The organism is Pyrobaculum neutrophilum V24Sta (assembly GCF_000019805.1).
GTDB classification, from domain to species: Archaea; Thermoproteota; Thermoprotei; order Thermoproteales; family Thermoproteaceae; genus Pyrobaculum; species Pyrobaculum neutrophilum.
The window spans coordinates 747,230-766,006 of the sequence record NC_010525.1; the positions used below are offsets into that span (position 1 = coordinate 747,230).

Consider the following 18,777-nt stretch of genomic DNA (forward strand, 5'->3'; position numbering starts at 1 on the left):
TAATAAGCGTTTCCGGCGCCCTATCTACCCGCCGTCTTTAGGAAGTTAACCAGCCCGCCCGCCTTCAGAATAGCCAGTGGGAGACCCCTCAGAGGCTTCCCCTCCAGCCTCTCCCCCGTCGTCAGATTCAGTAGGTACCCTCCCTCGATGTCCACCTCAAGCTCGTCGCCCTCCCTCACCCTCTTCGTCACGTCGGGGACCTGCAGGACTGGGAGACCCACGTTAATCGCGTTTCTGAAAAATATCCGTGCGAAGCTCTCCGCCACCACGGCGAGGACGCCGGCGCCTTTTAAGGCAATCGCCGCCTGCTCCCTTGACGACCCCATTCCGAAGGCGCGGCCTGCCACCAACACCGCCCCCTTGGCCTTCTTTGGGAACTCCGGGTCAAGGGGCTCCATGGCGTGTTGGCCGAGCACAGCCGGGTCGGTGTATACTAGGTATTTAGCTGGAATTATCACGTCTGTATCTATCTTATCCCCGTACACTATCGCCTTTCCCCTGACCTTCACGGAGAGCAGCCGATCTTTGGCATATATATACGTTGAGTGAAAAGCTTAAATAGAGGGGGTAAAAAGCGGCCTATGGTATCGGGGCTCGGGTGGTGAAGATCTTCGACACCACGTTGAGAGATGGGGAGCAGATGGCGGGGGTCGCCCTAGCCCCCGAGGAGAAGTTGCAGATCGCCCTGGCCCTAGACGAAATAGGGGTGGACATAATAGAGGCCGGCTTCGCCGCCGTCTCAAACGAGGAGCGTACCGCCATTAAGAACATCGCGAAGGAGACGTCGAGGGCGTCTATAGCCAGCCTCGCCAGGTTGAACAAATCGGATGTAGACGCGGCGGCTTCGGCAGACGTCGACATGATACATGTTTTCATCGCCACCTCCGACATACACCTTAAGTACAAGTTGGGCATCACCAGAGACGAGGCGTTGCAGAAGATTGGGGAGGTCGTCTCCTATGCGAAGTCCTACGGCGTGAGAGTGCTGTTCAGCGCCGAGGACGCCACGAGGAGCGACCTTGACTTCCTAGTCAAGGCCTATAGAACAGCCGTGGACGCCGGCGCAGACGAGATAAACGTCCCCGACACAGTCGGCGTTATGACGCCCAGCAGGATGGCCTACCTAATCCGCTACATTAGGGAGAGGATCCCGCCGGTCCCCATACACGTCCACTGCCACGACGACTTCGGGATGGCCGTCGCCAACACGATATCGGCTATAGAAAACGGGGCAGAGGTGGCGCAGGTGGTGGTCAACGGCTTCGGCGAAAGGGCTGGAAACGCGGCGCTGGAGGAGGTCGTGGCGGCGGCGCACTACCTACTCGGCATGAAAACCAACATAAAGATGGAGAAGCTGTACGAGCTCTCCCAGCTGGTGTCTAAGCTCTTCGGCATACCGGTCCCGCCCAATAAGGCGGTCGTCGGCGAAAACGCCTTCAGCCACGAAGCAGGGATACATGTACACGGCGTGTTAAACAACCCATTCACCTACGAGCCCATGAGACCCGAAGACGTGGGCAACAGACGGAGGATAGTCCTGGGCAAGCACTCGGGCCGGCACGCGGTGGAGTGGGCGCTGAAGAACATAGGCGTGCAGCCGACAGAGGACCTCATAAGCCACGTCTTAAACGCGGTGAAGGAGATCTCCATAAAAAAGGTAAAAATAGATGAAAACGTACTAAGGGAAATAGTCGCGGACTGGCAGAGGAGGAGGTAGCATTTCGCGGCATAAACGTCGCTATTTTAAACCGCCCCGCAGTTGGCCCCAGCGTCGCTGGATGTGGGTTTATTGCTTATAAAGGGGGGTAGTTAGACCGCTATGCCGTATAAGGTGTTGGTTATCCCGGGCGACGGGATTGGTCCCGAGGTGGTCGAGGCGGCTCTCTACGTAATTAACGCGGCGGCGGCGAAATACGGCGTAGATCTTGAGGTTAAGACGGCGGAGGCTGGGGACGCCGCGCTTAGGAAATACGGCGTTGCCATGCCACCGGAGACTCTAAAGCTCGCCGACGCGTCCGACGTGATCTTCAAAGGGCCGATTGGGGAGTCTGCATACGACGTCACGTCGCTTATAAGGATGAGGTACGTCCTCTACGCGAACATACGCCCTGTGAAAAACCTCCCCGGGGTCCCGGCCGTTAGAGACATAGACTGCGTGTTTGTCAGGGAAAACGTGGAGGATGTGTACGTGGGGGCTGAGTACAAGGTGGGGGATGTGGCGATTGCTCTGAAGGTCATCACCGGCGTTGGGACGAGGCGGGTGGCCAGGGTGGCGAGGCGCTACGCCGAGATGAGGAAGCGCAAGGTAACCGTGGTCCACAAGGCCAACGTCCTCAGGGTGGTGGACGCCTTCTTTAGAGACGTGGCGCTGGAGGAGCTCAAGGGTCTCGAGGTTGACCAAATGTACGTAGACGCGGCTGCTATGGAGCTCGTGAGAAACCCGCTCCGCTTCGACGTAGTGCTCACCACCAACCAGTACGGGGATATCTTGACGGATCTAGCGGCTCAAGTCGCCGGGGGGCTCGGCCTAGCCCCCAGCGGCAACCTCGGCGATGGCAAAGCCATGTTTGAGCCTGTACACGGCGCCGCCTTCGACATAGCCGGCAGAGGCATAGCCAACCCCATCGCCACGATCCTCTCCGCGGCGATGATGTTTGAGTGGCTGGGGAGGAGCGACGCCGCGCAGGCAATTAGGTCGGCTGTGGAGAGGAGCATACTGCAGGGGGTTAAAACGCCAGATATCGGGGGCAACAGCAAGACAGCGGAGGTGGGGAGGTACATAGCCTCTATTTTATGACTTGGTGAATCAGGTCTGTGAGCAACTCGGCGCATCTCACGCAGATCTCCCCTTCTTGACCCCCGTAGTACTGGCGCTCTAGGGCGGAGGCGCACGACTCTGCGCCGGGGGGCAAGATCTCCACGGCGGATTTGAGCATAGAGCCGATCGTCTTCACCACGGGGCCGGGGCTGTAGGGATCTAGACCCAAGACCCCGCTGAGCAGAGTGGACACCGCTTGGTAGGAGTGGTAGCACGCGGCTTGGCTATCGCCGTCTTCCAAGGCCTCGAGGGCCAGCGCCATGTGTGAAATGTGGCGGCGGTACCACTCCAGGTGTATCCCCAGGATCCGCTCCATCACCTAAAGGCCTCCACCGCCGCCTCCAGCGCTTTTCCAACGTCGACGGAGACGCCGAGGTCCCTCAGGCTTGCGCCGACGGCGGCCAGCGCCGTGGTCACGTAGTCGAGAGATGCCTGCACGCCCATGTGGCCGATCCTCGCCAGCTGGCCCTCCAGCGGGCCCCAGCTCCCAGCTATCAACACGCCGTATTTCTCCCACGCAACTCTACGTAGCTCGGCGGGTGGGACCGGCGGTTTAAAAGCCGTCGCAGTTGGGCAGTTACACTCGGCGCACGCCGGATACAGCTCAAGCCCCATGGCGGCTAGCCCTCTACGAACGGCCTCCCTCGCCGCCCTATGCCTCTGGAAGACAGACGGCAAGCCCTCCTCGTGTATCCTCCTGAGGCTCTCCCTCAGGGCGTAGACCAGCACATCCGGCATGGTGTATGGGAAGCCCCCTCTGCCGAGCCACTCCTCCCACACCTCGTAGCTCATGTAGTAGCTCCCCCTCCCCACCTCCCTCGACCTGTCGAGAGCCGCTCTGCTGACCGCCATTATCGTGAGGCCTGGGGGCGCGTTGAGCGCCTTCTGCGACCCCCCTATCATCACGCCGACCCCCCAACCGTCGAACTCGAGCCTATCGGCCCCGATTGAGGAAACCGCGTCCACTATGAGGAGGGCCCCGCGGCTTGAGACAATTTTGGCGACCTCCTCCAAGCCGTTGTAGACTGCGGAGGGGGTGTCGCAGTGTACAAGCGTAACCACCTCCACGTCCTTCTCCCTCTCTAGTGCTCTCTCCACCGCGGCGGGGTCGGCGGCCCGCCTCCAGTCTAGCCCCATGGCCACCGGCCGGCCTCCGTACATCTTCACAAGCTCCGCGAAGCCGGAGCCGTACACCCCGTTGTCGACCACCAGAACCTTCGTGCCGGGCTTAACGGCGTTGGCGACAGCCGCCTCCAGCCCCAACATGGCCTCGCCGGCCCATATGTAGAGGGCGCCCCGCTCCGTGCCAATCAAGCGCTTAAGCATGTCCACGGCATCTTGGTACAGCTGGAAGAACTGGGGGTCCAGGTCGGGGTTTGTGGTCTCTTTGGCTAAAGCCTCTCGGACCCACTGGGGGAGGGCCGTGGGGCCGGGCGTTAGAACCCTCCTCTCTCCATATCTCCTATACACGCCTCCTACGGTCAGCTAGTATAAAAAAGATAAGTGCCAGAGCCAGCATCCCAACGCCTAGAAATGCAAGGAAGACGCTTCTGGGGTCCACCTCCCTGACGTACTCAGTGACGGTGTAGACCTGAGTCACGGTGGCGGTTTCTCTAGCCGTCACCGTCGCAGTCGCCGTGGAGGTATACGCAGTGGTGTATGTAACAGTCACGGGAGTCGTGACCGTGGCCGTCACAGTGGCTGTATGGGTCACTGTGGCGACGGGGGTGTAGTTCCCCTCGGCTCTTATACGCCAGGGCGTGCTTACGCCGTAGTAGTAGAGCTTGACGACGTAGTCGTCGCAGGGGTTTAAGCCCCTTATAGACAGCGCTCTAGCCGCGGTGAAGTTGGCCGTTTGGAAGTAGACGGCGAGGGTCCCCATCGCCGTGCTCCTCAGCGTAACAACGACGAGTGGGGGGTAGGCCGAGGTAGTCCTATTTAGGACGCGTAGATCTGGCGCCGCGGAGCAGGTGTAGTTCCCCGGCTTCACCCCCCACACCTCGATTCTATCCACCTCCCTGCCCCCCTCGTACAAGGCCAGCGCCACAGCTGAGGCGCCGTAGGGCACAGAACATATGTTGTACGCCTCCACGCCCCTCCCCACGTCGCACGGCCCCCTCCACCCCCCGTCGTACCAATACAGCTTGATATCCGCAGGCGGCCCCCACACGTGGGCGTACACGTCTAGGTAGAGCCACTGGGGCGCCATGCATAGGCACTGCCTAAGAGATATGGAGGCTCTGTCGATGTAGCCCGCGGTGGCGAGGAGAGCCGCAAGGAGGAGCAGCGCTGTTGTGCGCATCGGAAGGCCGTTGGCTAGTTTTTAAAAACTTGTAGAGCCTCCTCGATCTGGTCCTCTAGAAACCACTCCAGGACGTAGTCCAGCTTGTTGGCTATATAGAGGGCTTTCCTGTAGGCCTTCTCCCACGTCGCGTATTTCGTCACGAGGACCCACCCCTCGCCGGCTACTCTGAGCTTTGTCACGAGGACCCTCTCCTCCTTGGGGTTTATGTAGACGCGGAACATGTACGTATACGTCTACGTCTTTATAACCCCCAGGTAATACAGCTTACAACTATCCCCTAAGTATGTCAAAACTTTCTGTTAACTCCTACCGCGCCTTCTCTACGCCGGACGCCTCATACAGAGCCTCCGCAAGAGCCTCGTAAGCCGGGATAAACCGCGATAGATCCTTAGCCACGTGGGCCGCCATGGAGAACAAGCCAAGCTCTAGATAGCGCAGAAGCTCCCGCCTCAGCGGGTCCAAGCCCCCGCCCATCAGCCACTTGACCAGAGGCGGCTCCTCCCAACTGACCACGTTGTCCTCGGCGTATATGCGGCGTTTCACCACGGCGGCGCTTGCCTCTAGATCGGCGGGCTTGTTCACATTTATAAACCACGCCGGATCCACCCCGTGTCTCTCCATGGATAAAAACGCCGTTTCGCCAACCCTAAAGAGGTCGTCTATACGTCCTCTCCCAAACCGCGCCAGGAGGTCTAAGATGGGCCTCGCCGCCTTGGCCTCCGCCTTGAAAACAGCCGACTCCACCCTGCCGCTGGGGTAGACCCACACCGCAAGGGGGGACCTCGCCGCGAGTAGCCCCTCAAACGCCGCTGGCTTTAGAAAAGGCGTATCGCAGGGCGCAAACAGGAGAGGTCCCTCGTATCTATAGACCGCCGAGTCCACGGCGGCCAAAGGGCCGGAGAACCTGGGGCTGTCCTCAACCACCTCCTCCCCGGGGTACAGCGCCGCGTTGCGCCCCGCGGCGATCGCCACCCGCCCAGCCACTGGCCTACCCGCCTCGATTACGTAGTCGATGAGGCGGCGGCCCCCGTATACGTAGGTGCACTTATCCCTCCCGAATCTGCTCGAGAGGCCCCCCGCCAGCACCACCAACACGGCGCCGCCCATCACCACTCTAGGACGTACTCGAACCTGTCGGCGTACCACCGCGCGGCTCTGAAGGCGATGGCCGCGTTTTTAAACCTAGCCACTGGCTCCCACCCCTCCTCCACGAGGTCTAGATCCTCCTCAGAAACCGCGATGTAGACCCTCCCGGGCTTGACGAAGACCGTGGGCATGGCCGCGAGAGGCAGCATCTATATATCCCAAACAGGTAATTTAGCCAAAGGACATTCTAACTGGATACACGTACTCCGACTCCACCTCGGCCCGCCCCACCGCCCCCCTAAGAAGCCGCTCAACGTCCTCACGGGTCGCGTTTGGGGCCGCGATCAAGACGCCGCGGCCGGTCCTGGGGTAGTACTCCGCGGCCACGGCCAAGCCGCTCTGGAGAAGCCTCCTGGCCACCTCCCTCTCGTCTAGGTTAGGCGCGGCCTTGAAGACGAAGTGGGGGAGGACGACCTCGTACCCGAGGTCTAGAACCCTCCTCACAACCTCGGCCTCAGGCGTGGAGTCCTCCGCCTCGATTGTTAAAACATCGCCGTCTTTATACACGTTGTATACGCCGCCCAGCGAGACGAGGAAGTCGGAGAGGAGCTCCTCGTCTCCGTAGCTGGCGTGTGTGATCCTAAGAGAGATGCGTTTCACGGGGGAAAAACGCGTTTTTTCCTTAAATCTCCAGCTGGTCGAGGAACCTCAGCCTCTTGGGTATGGGCGGGTGGGTCGAGAAGACCTCCTCAAACGCCGAGTAGCCGGCCCTCTTTATGGCCTCCACGTCGCTTTTTGTGACAGTGACGAAGGGGTTGGCCACGGCGTTTACAAGGGCGTATATAAACAGCGCTCTGAACTTGTCGCTCTGGACAGCCTCCCGCACCTCCGGGTTGGCGAAGTAGTACTTGTGGATCTTAGCCAGGGCGAACTGCATAGCCTCCTTCCCCGCCGCCTTCGCCCCAGCGGTGTCGGCGTAGTACTCCCTCAGCCTGCTGAAGGCGAGCACGAGAAGCTGTACGAGGAAGGACACCACCACGGCCAGAATCCCCACGGCGGCGAGCGCGGCCGGGCTACTGTTTCTGTTGTTTGAAGACATTGCCGCTTGGACCGACGCCACGCCGAGGTAGTACAGTATCGAGGGCAGAACGCCGAATAGCAACATGAGCGCGTTGTCCCTGTGGAGGTGGTGGCCGATCTCGTGGCCGATGACGGCCTCTAGCTCCCTCCTGTCTGTCAAGGCCAGCATTCCGCTGGTCACCGCCACGTATCTCCCGGTGAGGAAGTTGCCGTAGGCGAAGGCGTTGGGCGGGCCGTCGACCACCACGGCCTTTAGCTTGAAGGGCGCCCCAAGCCTGGCCGCCACCCCGTCTACAATCTGCTGAAGCCGCTCGTCTGGCCGAGCCCCGTATGTGGCGTTTATCAGAAACGGCGAGGCGAGGTACGTCAGCACGTTCATCAACACCACGAAGAATATCATGCCGAGGAGGAAGCCCCAGCCGTAGCCTCTGAGGGCTGGAAGCGCCGTGGTGGCTATTAGGTATATCACAAACGCCGTCGTTAAAACTATGAGGACGCCGGTCAGCGCCATGGCGCCGTATAGGGTGAAGCGCCCTGAGACGGATGCGGCGAGCTTGGGGGCCACCGTCGCCGCCACTACAATCATGAGTATGTACCCCAGGACGTATAGGCCCATCGCTACCGGGTCAAACAGGGGGAACATGTCACGCCTTTGCATAGCCGTATAAAAGCTTTTCCCGGTTTCAGCCGGTACGTGAACTCCTCACCCGTCAGACACGGGGACTTTCGTCACAAATCTAGGGGGATAGCAATATATATACATGAGGAGCGTGGGGCATGGCCTGCGTAGATGTGGAAACGGCAGAGAAGGTTGCGAGGAGGAAGGCCCTCGGGGCCCTCGCCTCGCTGAGGAGATCCATAAAGGTGTTTAAGGTTAGGGTGGGGGACGACTGGCTGTTCGGCTTTGTAAAAACCAGGTTTAAAGGGGAGGGCTTCCAGATAGCCGTCAAGCTCGTGTACGTGGACTGCAGAGGCTCCCCCCTGGAGAGGTTGCCGTCTGACCTAGAGGAGAAGGTGAGGAGGTACGTCGAGGAGGGCGTGGCCTCCCTCCTGGAGAGGGAGCTGTCCAACGTGGCGAGATGAGGGTAATCTTCCACAACCTCGTCACGCTGGAGGAGGCTTCGTCTGCACTGCTCAAGTTCGCCAAGCCTCTTGGCTCTGAGGAGGTGGACATAGCTGAGGCCTACGGCCGCGTCCTCTCAAGAGATGTGGTGGCGCAGGTGGACGTGCCCCCCTTCGATAGATCCACCGTGGATGGCTATGCGGTGGTGGCCGAGTCCACCTACGGCGCCTCGGAGCTCACGCCGGTCGAGCTCAAGGTGGTGGGCCGGGTGGAGGCGGGCGGTTGGCCCAACGTCGAGGTGAGGCAGGGCGAGGCCGTCGAGGTGGCCACCGGCGCCCCGCTCCCCCGGGGCGCAAACGCGGTGGTTATGGTGGAGTATACGCAGGAGAGAGACGGCGTTGTGAAGATCTTCCGATCCGTCGCGCCGGGGGAGAACGTCATGTCCGCCGGGTCGGATATATCTGCGGGGGAGGTGGCCCTGAGGAGGTGCACCAGACTAACCGCCAGGGAGATCGGCGTATTGGCCGCCCTCGGGGTAAAGACGGTCCAGGTTTTGAGGAGACCCCGGGTGGCCATCATCTCGACTGGCAACGAGCTGGCGCCGCCGGGCGCTCCGCTGGGGGTTGGGAAGCTCTACGACGTCAACAGCTATGCGCTCGCGGCGTCTGTGGCGGAGGCCGGGGGCGTGCCGGAGCTCGTGGGAATTGTGAGAGACGACGCTGGGGAGTACAGAAGGGCCTTGGAGGCCGCCCTCTCTTCGTCAGACGTCGTGTTGATAAGCGGCGGGACATCGGCTGGGGTAGCCGATTTGACGTACAGGGTCCTAGGGGAGATGGGGGAGGTGCTGTTCCACGGCATAATGGTTAAGCCGGGGAAGCCCACCCTGGCCGCCGCGGTGGGCGGAAAGATCGTAGTCGGCCTCCCGGGCTACCCCTCCTCCGCCTTGATGATATTCCACACGGTGGTGAGGCCCTTCCTACTGAAGCTACAGTGCCTAGAGCCCGACCCCCCTGCCGCCGTGAAAGCCTCCTTGGCTGTTGGAGTCGAGGGGGCGAAGGGGCGGCGTGCCCTCTACCCCGTCGTGCTAGTGGGGAGGGGAGGGAGCTACAGGGCGTATCCCCTATACGCAGAGTCCGGCGCTATATCTGTGTTGGCGAGGGCGGACGGATACGTCGTGGTGCCGGAGAACGTGGAGTTCTTGGCCGAGGGGGAGGAGGTGGAGGTGAGGCTTTTCGAGAAATATAGGCCGGCGGAGTTCTACTTCATCGGCAGCCACGACCCCCATCTCGACGCGGCGCTGGCTAGGCGCAACATAAAGGCCGTCTACGTCGGGTCGATGGGGGGTCTCATGGCGGTTAAACGCGGCGAGGCCGATATGGCAGGGGTGCACGTGTTCGACCCGGGGAGCGGGCTCTACAACACGCCGTTTGTGGAAAAGCTCGATATAAGAGACGTCGCTGTGGTGGGGCTTTACGAGCGGGAGCAGGGGCTGATGGTGCAGAGGGGGAACCCCAAGGGCGTGAGGGGGGTTGAGGACCTCCTCAGGCCCGACGTCGTGTTCGTAAACAGGCCTAGGGGCACGGGGACCAGAGCGCTTTTGGACATGCTCCTGGGGGAGGCGGCGAGGAGGCTCGGGCTTACCCTTGAGGAGGCGGCGGCGAAGATAAGGGGCTACACCCACGAGGTTAAAACCCACACGGCCGTGGCGGCCGCGGTAGCCCAGGGGAGAGCCGACGTTGGAGTCGGCGTGAGGTACGCGGCTGAGCTGTACGGCCTTGAGTTCATACCGCTGGGCTGGGAGCAGTACGACTTGGTGGTGAAGAGGGGGGCTTTGGAGAAGGCGCTTGAGATCGCGGCTGAGCTGCTCAGCGATCTGCCGCGGGGGTACAGGAGGTACGAGTGGTCGGGGAGGGTTAAGCTTCTTCGATAGGCCCCAGGAGGGCCACCTCCACCTCCTCACCCTCGTCGTAGCCCTCCCGGCTCTCCGGCACGATCAACAGCCCGTTGCCCCTCGTCAAGGTGGAGAGCACGCCGCTCCCCGTGACGGCTAGAGGCTCTGCGTACAGCCTCCCGCCCCGCTTGTACACCCTCACGCGGACGTAGCTCCTGACGTTTATAGGCGTCGTCACCCTCCTGGTTAAGACGGCTTTGGCCACGGGCAGAGGCTCCTCCCTCCCACCCACCATCTTCAGCACGGCGGGTTTGACGAAGACCTCGAAACCCACCACAGACGCCACGGGGAAGCCGGACAGCATCACCACCGCCTTGCCGCCCACCACCGCGGCGCTGTTGGGCCTTCCGGGCCTCGCCGCTATGCCGTGGACAAAAGCCTCTGGCTTAAGCCGGGAGACGGCTTTTACGACGTAGTCGGGCTCGCCCACCGACACCCCGCCCGTCGTTATAACTAGGTCGAAGCGGCGTAGAGCCTCCGCGACGGCTCTATATATCGCCTCCTCGTCGTCGGGCACAACGCCGAGGTAGTGAACTTCGACGCCGAGCTCCCTCAACATGGCCGCGACTACGTGGCGCGTGCTGTTTACCACCTTCCCCGGCGGAGGCGGCGCCTCCTCCAGCTCCACCAGCTCGTTGCCGGTGGATATCAACGCGGCGGTGAGCCTATAGACGTATACGGCCTTCACCCCCACGGAGGCCAAGACGCCTACGTCCCAAGGCTTAATCCTCCTCCCCCGCCTAACTACCACCTCGCCGGCGGCTACGTCCTCCCCCCTCCTAGAGACGTAGTAGAACTGAGGCACGGCCTTGTAAACCTCCAGCTGTCCGCCGCGCGCCGCCGCCTCCTCATACGGCACAACCGCGTCTGCGCCCCGGGGGAGCGGGGCGCCGGTGGCGACTTCGACGGCCTCGCCTGGGCCGACCTCGCCGCCGTAGGGGGCGCCCGGCAACGCCTTCCCGACGATTCTAAGGAGGGCCGGGTTCGTCCGGGAGGCCCCGACTGTGTCGGCGGATCTTACGGCGTAGCCGTCGAAAGCCGCTCTGTCGAAGGGGGGAACGTCGACGGGAGATACCACGTCTCTAGAGGCGTAGCGCCCTACGGCCTGCGGCGTAGGCACCGCCTCCTCGCCAGGCGTGTGGGTCAAGGCGGCTAGGAAGATCCTCTGCGCCTCCGCGATGGGGGTCAGGGTTTTGAAGCCTCTCACGTATGCCGCGGGCCTCTGCATTTAAATAAGTTGCAGGGTTGTGACGTGGATCCGCAGGTGTTGGAGGCTAGGTACCACAGGGCTGTGTTTAGGGGGTCCGAGGAAACCCTAGCTAGAGACTTCATGCTGAGGTACGGCGCATCCTGGAGAGATATGTGGAAGGCCTCGGAGGGGGCGTCCGAGGCCGACGTGGAGGCGGCTGAGAAAAACGCGGATCTCCTGGCGAAGCTTGTGGAGTCAAGGATAGACGACGTAGAAACCGCAACTATATACGCCGCATATGGACGCAACCTCTCCCTAGAGAAGGAGCTGGAGCTGGGGCTCGAGCTCCTAGGCCGGCCGGGTAGCCTGGAGAGGCTTTTGAGGTGGGGCCTAGTGATACACTTCGACGACGAAGTCGCGGCGGCTCCGCCGTATTTAGCCAAGCTCCTGATAGCTCTAGCCTCGCGGGCCCCCCACGCCGGGCTGAACCTCGTCGAGGAGATGGAGGTGGGAGATGGAGCAGCTATGGCGTTTCTAGAGGGGCTACTAACCGGCGAATTCGACGAAGAGCTCCACCGCCTCTTCTACGGGGATCCGCCGGCCGAGCTGAGGGTGGGCAGATTGGCCATGTATAAAAGCGGCGTTGGGCTGGTGGTGAACCCAGCCGCCTCCCAAGACGAGCTTCTGGAGGCCCTCCTCCAGATCAAGGAGCGGAGGGCCGAGACCCTCGCCAGAGCCCTCTCCCTACACGGCGAGTATGAGTTCAGCAGGGAACACAGGTGCGGGCTTCAGTACCTATCGGTAGACGGCACCGCTGAGAAAAGCGGCGTCGTCGCCGTATGCCCCTGGCTTTCATACGCCAGGAGGCTCTGGAGGATGCACAACCTCGTGGTGGTGGTGGAGGGGAGGAGGCCGGCGGAGCCGCCTAGGGTGAGGACGGGGGTTGTCTTCGTGAAGGGCGGAGAGGCCGAGGTGGTCAAACCAACCCCCCCGCCCAAGTTTCTGGAATACGTCGTAGATGTTTTATACAGCGTGGGGTTCTCGGTGTCTGAGGTGGAGCTATAGGGTTAGATAGGTCCCGTTTTCCAGCTCTCTACCGGGCAGATCCACGTGGCGCATAAGCGTCGAGGAGACCACCGCCCTTGCGCCCCCCGCCTCCAGAAGATAGAGGGCGTAGTACTCCCTAGGCCCTCTGTAGTATGTATATACGTGGCCCCTGAGGCTTGGAAACTCCAGCACGGCCACGTTGAGAGCTGTCTTCACGTAGCGCAGGGCCTCCTCGAAGGCTTTGGCGGGTGTGCTCCACCTCTTGGCTAGGAAGAGGGCGAGGATGTGGCTGTCCGTGTAGCGCGTGGGGTCTACGCCCACCTCCCCCGCCATAGCCCACTTGTCCACAGAGCCGTTGTGTGCGACGAAAAGCGCCTCGCCGCCGTCGGCGTATACGAGGTACGGGTGGGCGTGTGCGGCGCCCCTCGGCTCGTTGGGGGAGGCGGCTCTGGCGTGCGCCAGCACTGCGTCGCGGAGGGGCACCTCGGTGGGGTCCTCCCAAGCCGGCTTAGCGGATTTGTAGAGGAGGAAGTCGGTGGGGGAGGCCGCCACGAAGCCCCAGCCGTCGCCGTGTTGCCTATCGCCTTGTTTGTACGGGTCGTGTTTAGCGGCTAGCTTAAGAGCCCTGGAAAGATCTATGGGCCCCTTCGAGATGTAGAACCTACACACTAGGCGCGGGGAGGCGCCGACTTGGTGTGGGACTTAGCCACGATTAGGGTTGTCGTCGACCTAATCCCCTCTATCTTCCTCACCCTCTCTCTCACGATGCTCCTCACCTTGTCTATGTCGGGGGCGTCGATCTTTACCACAATGTCGTAGGGGCCGTAGACGAAGTAAACTGCCTTCACCTCGGGTATAGAGGCCAGCTCCTCCATAACCCTATCCTCAGACCCTATATCTACGTTTAGAAACACGATCGCTTCCATAATCTCTAATTGCGCCTAGTTATTAAAGTTATCTGCTCTTGGACTCCAGGTACCTCCTCACCAGAACCGCAGTGGAGAGGTCAACGCGGTGTTTCTCGGTCAAGCCCGTGTCTGTGTCCGTGAACTCCACCACGTATTCTCCCCCCTCCCCCTCACCCCTGTATACCTTTATGAGGGTGTTGGGCTTACACATAGCCGTCAGGGAGGTGGCGTTTTTCTCAACCACGGAGCAGTCGACGTATTTAAACACCTTGGTCTCGACGGGGGTTCTGCTTATGGGGCCTATGGGGGTTTCCTCGTAGTAGTACATCTTGCGTCTTCTGCTCACGTGCCAACACTTAGACCCGTATAAAAATCTTGGCCTAGGGGGTCGAGGGAGGCATCACGCGTTTACGCCAGTCGTCCACGATCTCTAGCACAATAAGCGTCTCGGTGCGCTGGATGTCTGGGTTGGAGGCGAGGTACGCCACGAGGAAGGTGGAGAGCTGCTTTATGTCCCTCGCCCAGACCTTAAACAGAAGGTCGTACGGCCCGGTTATTATGTAGGCCTCTTCCACAAAGGGCATCCCCCTCTCCCCCGTGCACTCCGCCAAGATCTTCTCGGCCACCTCCTGTTGGAGGGGCTTGGATTCCCTAGCCGCGACGCCCCTCCTAACGCTCACTAGGACGAAGGCGAGGAGCTTGTACCCTATCGCGAAGGGGTTCACCACGGCTTTGTAGCCGATTATAACGCCATCGTTCTCAAGCCTTTTAACCCGCGCGGCGATGGTGGTCTTGGGCTTCCCCAACTCCTCGCTCAGCTCATGAAGCGTCTTTTTGGCGTCCTCCTGGAGGAGAACCAGCAGTCTCCTGTCTGTCTCATCCACGTCCCAGAACTATGTTGTATTTATAAACCGTCCATCTGACCGGCTCCGCCCGCCACTGGCGTGGGAGAGCGCAGGGGGCGGAAAATTTATATTGAGCCACGTGTTGGCCTCTTCAATGGCGGAGAAGCAGAAAGCGGTTGCTAAACAGGAGAAGGTCGCCATTTCCAAGAGGGATCCGTGGGCTTTGAAGAAGTGGTACACAGTGTACGCCCCGTCTTACCTCGGCGGTGTAGCTCTGGCGGAGGTGCCCGCCGCCGAGGCGCAGAAGCTCCTCTTGAGAACCATCGAGGTTTCTCTCTACGATATAACCAAGGACATCTCCCACCTCCCCATAAAGCTGAGGTTCCAGATCCATAGGGTGGACGGCCTCAAGGCCGCTACCAGGTTCAAGGGGCTGGAGCTGACGAGGGACTACGTGAGGTCGCTTGTGAGGAAGGGCACAAGCAAGGTTTCCGCCATAGTGGATGTGAAGACGAAAGACGGGTGGGTCATGAGGATCTCCATCTTGGCTGTGACTGCGCATAGGATAGGGACCGCCCAGAAGTCCGCCATTAGGAAGAGGGTTGCCGAGGCGTTATCTAGGAAGGCTTCCGACTCCGACGTAGGCCAGTTCCTGAAGGAGGTGCTGGAGGGCTCGCTGGCGGCTGAGCTGTTTGTTGCCGGGAAGAAGATAGCGCCTCTTAGGAAGGTGGAGGTGGCTAAGATAAAGGTGTTGAGGTACCCGCCCGAGGAGGAGCAGACCGCCGTGCGGGAGGTGGCGGCTGAGGAGGTAGCCGCGTCTTAACGGCCTTTCGCGTTCTGTATATACCTATACACAGTGCTGTGTTTCTTCCCCTCGATCAGCATCTCCACGGCTCTCTTGGCTATCTCCACGTCCTCTAGCTTCCCCAAGATTGCCACGTAGCTGTCGCCCACCACCATGTGCACCTCTGCCAGGTTCTCGATTGTGCGCCTCGCGCGGCCCTCCTCCCCTATTATCCTCCCCTTTATCCGTCTCAGGTGGTTTGGCTTATCTGTGTACTCCTTCAAGTCCACGACCGCTAGGGCGTAGTCGTCGTTTTCGAGGAGCAGGGCCTGCTCGGGGGTGAAGCCGAGCGCCACGGCCTTGGCCATCTCCCTAAGCTTCAACACGGCGTCTACCGTGGCGCCGGGGCCCGGCTGTATCTTGATGTAGAGGCCCCGCTCGTCCACCTCCACCCGCGCCCCCCACCTCCCGTCGGCGAGTCTGGCGAACTCCCTAGCGGCCTTCACCCTCTTCTCCTCGACGGGCTGCAGTATCTCCCCCCTGAGGTACTCCGAAGCCACGTCTCCGTTGGGCAACGGATTTAAATTCGTTGGCATGCCTAGACGTGGGCCGTTTTAGGACCGAGAAAGACAGCGACTACTACAAGGTGGTAGACGACGCCATAAACGCCTACACGTGGGCCGCAATTGTGAAGCTCCAGGAGAGGGGGGTCGTGGGGGAGGTGTTAGGCCCAGTGGGGCAGGGCAAGGAGGCTAAGATAATCCTCGCCAGGAGGGGGGACGCCTACGCCGTGCTGAAGGTCTTCTACCCCGTCCCGGTTAGATTCGTAAAAAGCAGATACGGCTACATACTGGGGGACCCGAGGTTCAGAGGCCTTAAGATTAGCGACCAGCTCCACCTGGTGGAGACGTGGTGTAGGAAGGAGTTCGGAAACCTCGCCCGCGCCCACGCGGCCGGCGTACGCGCCCCCAAGCCCTACGGCTTCTACCGCAACGTGCTGGCGATGGAGTTCATCGGCGTGGGCAAAACCCCGGCGCCGCAGCTGGTGGAGGTCGGCCTCGACGGACTCGACGACCCGGACCACGTGCTTTCCGAGGTGCTGAAAAGCCTAGAGAGGACCTACGTGGTGGCCGGCCTTGTCCACGGCGACTTAAGCCCCTTCAATATCCTCTACGACGGGAGAGATCCCTGGATCATCGACTGGGGCTCCGCCGTGAGGCGAGGCCACCCCAAGGAGCTGGAGTACCTCAGACGCGACGTGGAGAGGGTGGTGGAGTTCTTCGGGGGGCCGGCCCCGCCGGAGGAGCTCTTCAAAAGGCTTGTGGAGAGGGGCGCGTGGAGGGGGCCCCTCGACTTCGACGGGGAGGGCTGGCTGCTCATAGGCGGCAGGAGGCTCCTAGATTAAAGCCCCTCTGGAAGGCCTCTCTGTTCCGCCCGTCTAAGCCGGGGGGCTGGGGGAGGCCCAGCAACCTCGCCAGTATGCCCAACATAACGGCGTTTTCATACACGGGCGACCCCAGCTCCAAGGCCACGTCGAAGCACGGCACCACGCAGCTTCTCGCCCCCGACCGCTTGATGGCCTCCACGACCTCCTCCACGTTGAACCACCTGCCGGGGGGTTGGATAACCCTCCTGTTGACGACGAGGAGGCCGCCCTCCTTAAGATAACGGTAGGCCCTAAGCGCCTCCAGAGCCTCCAACGCCACCACGTAGTCCGCGCCGCCCTCCTCCACGACCGCGGCGTACACCTCGCCGAATCTAAGGTGCACCTCCACAGATCCTCCGCGCTGGCTTACGCCGTGGATCTCGGCGATTCTCACGTCGTATCCCGCAGAAAGCGCCGCCTCGCCCACCCACCGCGCCAGGGTGACCACGCCCTGTCCCCCCACGCCGACGAACACTACGCTTGTCGCCATATCTCAAGCCACCTCTCCCTCTCGCCCTTGATCGCCCCGGTGGGGCAGACCTCGGCGCACATGCCGCAGCCCGTGCAGAGGGCTGGGTCGATGTACGCCTTTCTGTCACCCCGCGGGGCTATTGCGCTACATCTCAACAAGCCGTAGCACAGGGAGCATCCAACGCACTTATCCACGTCAACCCAGTACTTCGGCACCTCGACGCCTGCCGCCCTGGCCCGCCTCAAGGCCACGAGGGTGCAGGGCCTTTTAGAGACCACGACTGCGGGCCTGCCCTGTTTCACCACCTCAACCGCCCTTTTAACCGCCTCCACGGACTCCTTTATACGCGCCGGGTCGATCACGAAGGTGGGGATCCCCAGCGCCTCTGTCAGCTTCTCCACGGGCGTTACGCGGCTCGGGCTCGGCTGACCCCCCGTCATGGCCGTGTATGAGTTGTCCATAACCACAACCAGGATCGGCACAGAAGAGGAGATCAGGTTCACGAGCTGCGGTAGCGACGAGTGGAAGAAGGTCGAGTCGCCGACGGTCGCCACCACGAAGCGTCTGCTCGCCACGGCGATGCCCAGGCCTAGGCCAAGGGACGAGCCCATGTGGGTGATGACGTCTTGTTGCTCCATGTTTACGCCTAGCGAGTAGCAACCTATGTCGCCTGACCAGACCGGGTTTAGGCCTGCGGTGGCTATCTTCAACACGTAGAACGTCCCCATGTGTGGGCAGCCGGGGCAGAGGGCTGGCGGCCTCGGCGGAGGCTCCATGGGGGGTCTCGGCGGAGTCGGCGGTTTGTACGCGATCCCCAGCGCTTTCGCCAAGCCGGCGGCTACCCTCCCAACGTCCAACTCGCCGTACCGTGGGAAGAAGCCGTCCAGCTTCCCGGCCGTCCTCACCCCCAAAGCCCTCAGTTGCATCTCCACCACGGGGTCCCCCTCCTCAACCACAACGGCGGATTGCCCCACTAGATCCGCCACCTTGGGCGGAACAGGCACCGACATGCCCAACTTCACCACCTTCGCCTCAGTCCTCAGCCTCCTCAAGGCCTCTTTTACATAGGTATAGGCGACCCCGGCGGCGACCACCACGACGTCGCCCTCGCCCTCCGTCCACACGTAGCCGGCGGCCGTCTCCTCCACCCTCCTCCACTTCTCCACCAGCTCGGCCCTCCTCCTCCTGGCGTTTGCCGGCACGAGGCAGAGCCTCTCTGGGTCACGCCTAAAGCTCCCCCACCTCGGGGGGGCGGGGGGCTCCACCTCCACTGGGGCTCTCACGTGGCTCACCCTAGTGACGCTGCGGAGGAGCACCGGGTGTCTAAGCCTCTCGCTCAACGAAAGGCCCTCCTTAGCCATGGTGTAGGCCTCCGCCGGGTCAGACGGCTCCAGCACGGGTATGTAGCTCTGGAGGCCGTACCATCTGCTGTCTTGCTCGTTTTGCGACGAGTGCATCCAGGGGTCGTCGGCGACGGCTATGAGGAGGCCCCCCTCCACGCCTGTGTAGGCAGAGCTGTGGAGGGGGTCGGCGGCTACGTTGAGGCCTACGTGTTTCATGGAGACCAGGGAGCGTGCCCCGGCCACCGCCGCGCCGTAGGCCAGCTCGAAGGCGGTTTTCTCGTTGGTCGCCCACGTGACGAAGCGGTCTTTAAACCGCTCCAGCGTCTCCAGTATCTCCGTAGCCGGCGTCCCCGGATAAGACGCGGCCACGGCCACGCCGGCGGCCAAAACGCCGTAGGCGATAGCCTCGTTTCCAAGAAGAAGGCTTTTCACGTATCTTTACTCTCAAGAGCTATATATA

The 18,777-nt window shown here is 61.6% G+C and carries 24 protein-coding genes; 7 read left to right on the top strand and 17 right to left on the bottom strand.

What is annotated here, in order from left to right:
• Positions 1–20 precede the first annotated feature (20 nt).
• Positions 21–509 (bottom strand): 3-isopropylmalate dehydratase small subunit, encoded by a 489-nt coding sequence (locus TNEU_RS04170; protein ID WP_012350188.1) that lies wholly within the window; start codon positions 507–509, stop codon positions 21–23.
• An 89-nt stretch (positions 510–598) separates the two neighbouring features.
• Here TNEU_RS04170 and TNEU_RS04175 point away from each other — a divergent pair, with 89 nt between their 5' ends.
• Positions 599–1,717 carry a homocitrate synthase family protein gene (locus tag TNEU_RS04175; protein WP_012350189.1) on the top strand — a complete coding sequence of 373 codons (1,119 nt, stop codon included), beginning with the start codon at positions 599–601 and terminating at the stop codon, positions 1,715–1,717.
• 102 nt (positions 1,718–1,819) lie between these two features.
• Positions 1,820–2,797 carry an isocitrate/isopropylmalate dehydrogenase family protein gene (locus tag TNEU_RS04180; RefSeq protein WP_012350190.1) on the top strand — a complete coding sequence of 326 codons (978 nt, stop codon included), beginning with the start codon at positions 1,820–1,822 and terminating at the stop codon, positions 2,795–2,797.
• On the opposite strand, the gene TNEU_RS04185 is transcribed toward TNEU_RS04180, so the two are convergent.
• The 8 genes from TNEU_RS04185 to TNEU_RS04215 all read right to left on the bottom strand — a co-directional run bounded on the left by TNEU_RS04185 (position 2,787) and on the right by TNEU_RS04215 (position 7,932).
• Positions 2,787–3,134, bottom strand: coding sequence for a HEPN domain-containing protein (locus TNEU_RS04185; RefSeq protein WP_012350191.1), 348 nt, complete (start codon positions 3,132–3,134; stop codon positions 2,787–2,789). The genes TNEU_RS04180 and TNEU_RS04185 overlap by 11 nt on opposite strands.
• Positions 3,134–4,288: a pyridoxal-phosphate-dependent aminotransferase family protein gene (locus TNEU_RS04190; RefSeq protein WP_012350192.1), complete on the bottom strand. Its 1,155-nt coding sequence runs from the start codon at positions 4,286–4,288 to the stop codon at positions 3,134–3,136. The genes TNEU_RS04185 and TNEU_RS04190 overlap by 1 nt, the downstream gene beginning before the upstream one ends.
• Positions 4,281–5,120 (bottom strand): hypothetical protein, encoded by an 840-nt coding sequence (locus TNEU_RS04195; protein ID WP_012350193.1) that lies wholly within the window; start codon positions 5,118–5,120, stop codon positions 4,281–4,283. Before TNEU_RS04195 ends, TNEU_RS04190 begins: the two co-directional genes overlap by 8 nt.
• 14 nt (positions 5,121–5,134) lie before the next feature.
• Positions 5,135–5,344, bottom strand: a complete 210-nt coding sequence (locus TNEU_RS04200; RefSeq protein WP_012350194.1) for a hypothetical protein — start codon at positions 5,342–5,344, stop codon at positions 5,135–5,137.
• 85 nt (positions 5,345–5,429) lie between these two features.
• Positions 5,430–6,230, bottom strand: coding sequence for a molybdenum cofactor guanylyltransferase (gene mobA, locus TNEU_RS04205; RefSeq protein WP_012350195.1), 801 nt, complete (start codon positions 6,228–6,230; stop codon positions 5,430–5,432).
• Positions 6,230–6,400 (bottom strand): hypothetical protein, encoded by a 171-nt coding sequence (locus TNEU_RS10235; RefSeq protein WP_187146744.1) that lies wholly within the window; start codon positions 6,398–6,400, stop codon positions 6,230–6,232. Before TNEU_RS10235 ends, mobA begins: the two co-directional genes overlap by 1 nt.
• 40 nt (positions 6,401–6,440) lie before the next feature.
• Positions 6,441–6,869, bottom strand: coding sequence for a hypothetical protein (locus TNEU_RS04210; protein ID WP_012350197.1), 429 nt, complete (start codon positions 6,867–6,869; stop codon positions 6,441–6,443).
• A gap of 22 nt (positions 6,870–6,891) precedes the next feature.
• Positions 6,892–7,932 (bottom strand): zinc metalloprotease HtpX, encoded by a 1,041-nt coding sequence (locus tag TNEU_RS04215; protein ID WP_148682336.1) that lies wholly within the window; start codon positions 7,930–7,932, stop codon positions 6,892–6,894.
• Between the two features lie 134 nt (positions 7,933–8,066).
• Between TNEU_RS04215 and TNEU_RS04220 the strand changes: the two genes are divergently transcribed.
• Both TNEU_RS04220 and TNEU_RS04225 read left to right on the top strand, forming a co-directional pair.
• Complete coding sequence (locus TNEU_RS04220; RefSeq protein WP_012350199.1) at positions 8,067–8,372, top strand: hypothetical protein; 306 nt, start codon at positions 8,067–8,069, stop codon at positions 8,370–8,372.
• The gene (locus TNEU_RS04225; RefSeq protein WP_012350200.1) at positions 8,369–10,282 is read left to right on the top strand and encodes a molybdopterin biosynthesis protein; all 1,914 of its coding nucleotides are present in this window, start codon (positions 8,369–8,371) and stop codon (positions 10,280–10,282) included. The genes TNEU_RS04220 and TNEU_RS04225 overlap by 4 nt, the downstream gene beginning before the upstream one ends.
• Here the strand turns inward: TNEU_RS04225 and TNEU_RS04230 are convergent.
• Positions 10,266–11,510 carry a molybdopterin molybdotransferase MoeA gene (locus tag TNEU_RS04230; RefSeq protein WP_148682337.1) on the bottom strand — a complete coding sequence of 415 codons (1,245 nt, stop codon included), beginning with the start codon at positions 11,508–11,510 and terminating at the stop codon, positions 10,266–10,268. The two genes, TNEU_RS04225 and TNEU_RS04230, sit on opposite strands and share 17 nt — an antisense overlap.
• A 45-nt stretch (positions 11,511–11,555) precedes the next feature.
• Here TNEU_RS04230 and TNEU_RS04235 point away from each other — a divergent pair, with 45 nt between their 5' ends.
• Complete coding sequence (locus TNEU_RS04235; protein WP_012350202.1) at positions 11,556–12,557, top strand: hypothetical protein; 1,002 nt, start codon at positions 11,556–11,558, stop codon at positions 12,555–12,557.
• On the opposite strand, the gene TNEU_RS04240 is transcribed toward TNEU_RS04235, so the two are convergent.
• Genes TNEU_RS04240 through TNEU_RS04255 form a run of 4 tightly spaced genes read right to left on the bottom strand, consistent with a single transcriptional unit; the run spans position 12,552 to position 14,331 of the window.
• Positions 12,552–13,208 carry a class II glutamine amidotransferase gene (locus TNEU_RS04240; RefSeq protein ID WP_012350203.1) on the bottom strand — a complete coding sequence of 219 codons (657 nt, stop codon included), beginning with the start codon at positions 13,206–13,208 and terminating at the stop codon, positions 12,552–12,554. The two genes, TNEU_RS04235 and TNEU_RS04240, sit on opposite strands and share 6 nt — an antisense overlap.
• On the bottom strand, positions 13,208–13,465 hold the full coding sequence (locus tag TNEU_RS04245) for an Lrp/AsnC family transcriptional regulator (RefSeq protein ID WP_012350204.1): 258 nt from the start codon (positions 13,463–13,465) through the stop codon (positions 13,208–13,210). The genes TNEU_RS04240 and TNEU_RS04245 overlap by 1 nt, the downstream gene beginning before the upstream one ends.
• 28 nt (positions 13,466–13,493) lie before the next feature.
• Positions 13,494–13,793: a hypothetical protein gene (locus TNEU_RS04250; protein WP_012350205.1), complete on the bottom strand. Its 300-nt coding sequence runs from the start codon at positions 13,791–13,793 to the stop codon at positions 13,494–13,496.
• Between the two features lie 34 nt (positions 13,794–13,827).
• On the bottom strand, positions 13,828–14,331 hold the full coding sequence (locus tag TNEU_RS04255; RefSeq protein ID WP_012350206.1) for an Lrp/AsnC family transcriptional regulator: 504 nt from the start codon (positions 14,329–14,331) through the stop codon (positions 13,828–13,830).
• Between the two features lie 115 nt (positions 14,332–14,446).
• Here TNEU_RS04255 and TNEU_RS04260 point away from each other — a divergent pair, with 115 nt between their 5' ends.
• Entirely contained in the window at positions 14,447–15,115 is a 669-nt protein-coding gene (locus TNEU_RS04260; protein WP_012350207.1) for a 30S ribosomal protein S3ae, read from the top strand.
• On the opposite strand, the gene TNEU_RS04265 is transcribed toward TNEU_RS04260, so the two are convergent.
• The gene (locus TNEU_RS04265; protein ID WP_148682338.1) at positions 15,112–15,636 is read right to left on the bottom strand and encodes a KH domain-containing protein; all 525 of its coding nucleotides are present in this window, start codon (positions 15,634–15,636) and stop codon (positions 15,112–15,114) included. The two genes, TNEU_RS04260 and TNEU_RS04265, sit on opposite strands and share 4 nt — an antisense overlap.
• A gap of 44 nt (positions 15,637–15,680) precedes the next feature.
• On the opposite strand from TNEU_RS04265, the gene TNEU_RS04270 reads away from it, so the two are divergent.
• Positions 15,681–16,481, top strand: a complete 801-nt coding sequence (locus TNEU_RS04270; RefSeq protein WP_012350209.1) for a serine protein kinase RIO — start codon at positions 15,681–15,683, stop codon at positions 16,479–16,481.
• Here TNEU_RS04270 and TNEU_RS04275 read toward each other — a convergent pair.
• On the bottom strand, positions 16,453–16,992 hold the full coding sequence (locus tag TNEU_RS04275; RefSeq protein ID WP_012350210.1) for an indolepyruvate oxidoreductase subunit beta: 540 nt from the start codon (positions 16,990–16,992) through the stop codon (positions 16,453–16,455). The two genes, TNEU_RS04270 and TNEU_RS04275, sit on opposite strands and share 29 nt — an antisense overlap.
• A complete protein-coding gene (locus tag TNEU_RS04280) occupies positions 16,977–18,749 on the bottom strand; it encodes a thiamine pyrophosphate-dependent enzyme (protein WP_012350211.1) in 1,773 nt (590 codons plus the stop codon). The genes TNEU_RS04275 and TNEU_RS04280 overlap by 16 nt, the downstream gene beginning before the upstream one ends.
• Between the last annotated feature and the right edge of the window lie 28 nt (positions 18,750–18,777).

Excerpts from the sequence above, each read along its gene's own strand:
- TNEU_RS04180 (WP_012350190.1), top strand. The coding sequence starts at position 1,820 with ATGCCGTATAAGGTGTTGGTTATCCCGGGCGACGGGATTGGTCCCGAG.
- TNEU_RS04185 (WP_012350191.1), bottom strand. The coding sequence starts at position 3,134 with ATGGAGCGGATCCTGGGGATACACCTGGAGTGGTACCGCCGCCACATT.
- TNEU_RS04195 (WP_012350193.1), bottom strand. The coding sequence starts at position 5,120 with ATGCGCACAACAGCGCTGCTCCTCCTTGCGGCTCTCCTCGCCACCGCG.
- TNEU_RS04200 (WP_012350194.1), bottom strand. The coding sequence starts at position 5,344 with ATGTTCCGCGTCTACATAAACCCCAAGGAGGAGAGGGTCCTCGTGACA.
- mobA (WP_012350195.1), bottom strand. The coding sequence starts at position 6,230 with ATGGGCGGCGCCGTGTTGGTGGTGCTGGCGGGGGGCCTCTCGAGCAGA.
- TNEU_RS10235 (WP_187146744.1), bottom strand. The coding sequence starts at position 6,400 with ATGCCCACGGTCTTCGTCAAGCCCGGGAGGGTCTACATCGCGGTTTCT.
- TNEU_RS04215 (WP_148682336.1), bottom strand. The coding sequence starts at position 7,932 with ATGTTCCCCCTGTTTGACCCGGTAGCGATGGGCCTATACGTCCTGGGG.
- TNEU_RS04220 (WP_012350199.1), top strand. The coding sequence starts at position 8,067 with ATGGCCTGCGTAGATGTGGAAACGGCAGAGAAGGTTGCGAGGAGGAAG.
- TNEU_RS04225 (WP_012350200.1), top strand. The coding sequence starts at position 8,369 with ATGAGGGTAATCTTCCACAACCTCGTCACGCTGGAGGAGGCTTCGTCT.
- TNEU_RS04245 (WP_012350204.1), bottom strand. The coding sequence starts at position 13,465 with ATGGAAGCGATCGTGTTTCTAAACGTAGATATAGGGTCTGAGGATAGG.
- TNEU_RS04260 (WP_012350207.1), top strand. The coding sequence starts at position 14,447 with ATGGCGGAGAAGCAGAAAGCGGTTGCTAAACAGGAGAAGGTCGCCATT.
- TNEU_RS04275 (WP_012350210.1), bottom strand. The coding sequence starts at position 16,992 with ATGGCGACAAGCGTAGTGTTCGTCGGCGTGGGGGGACAGGGCGTGGTC.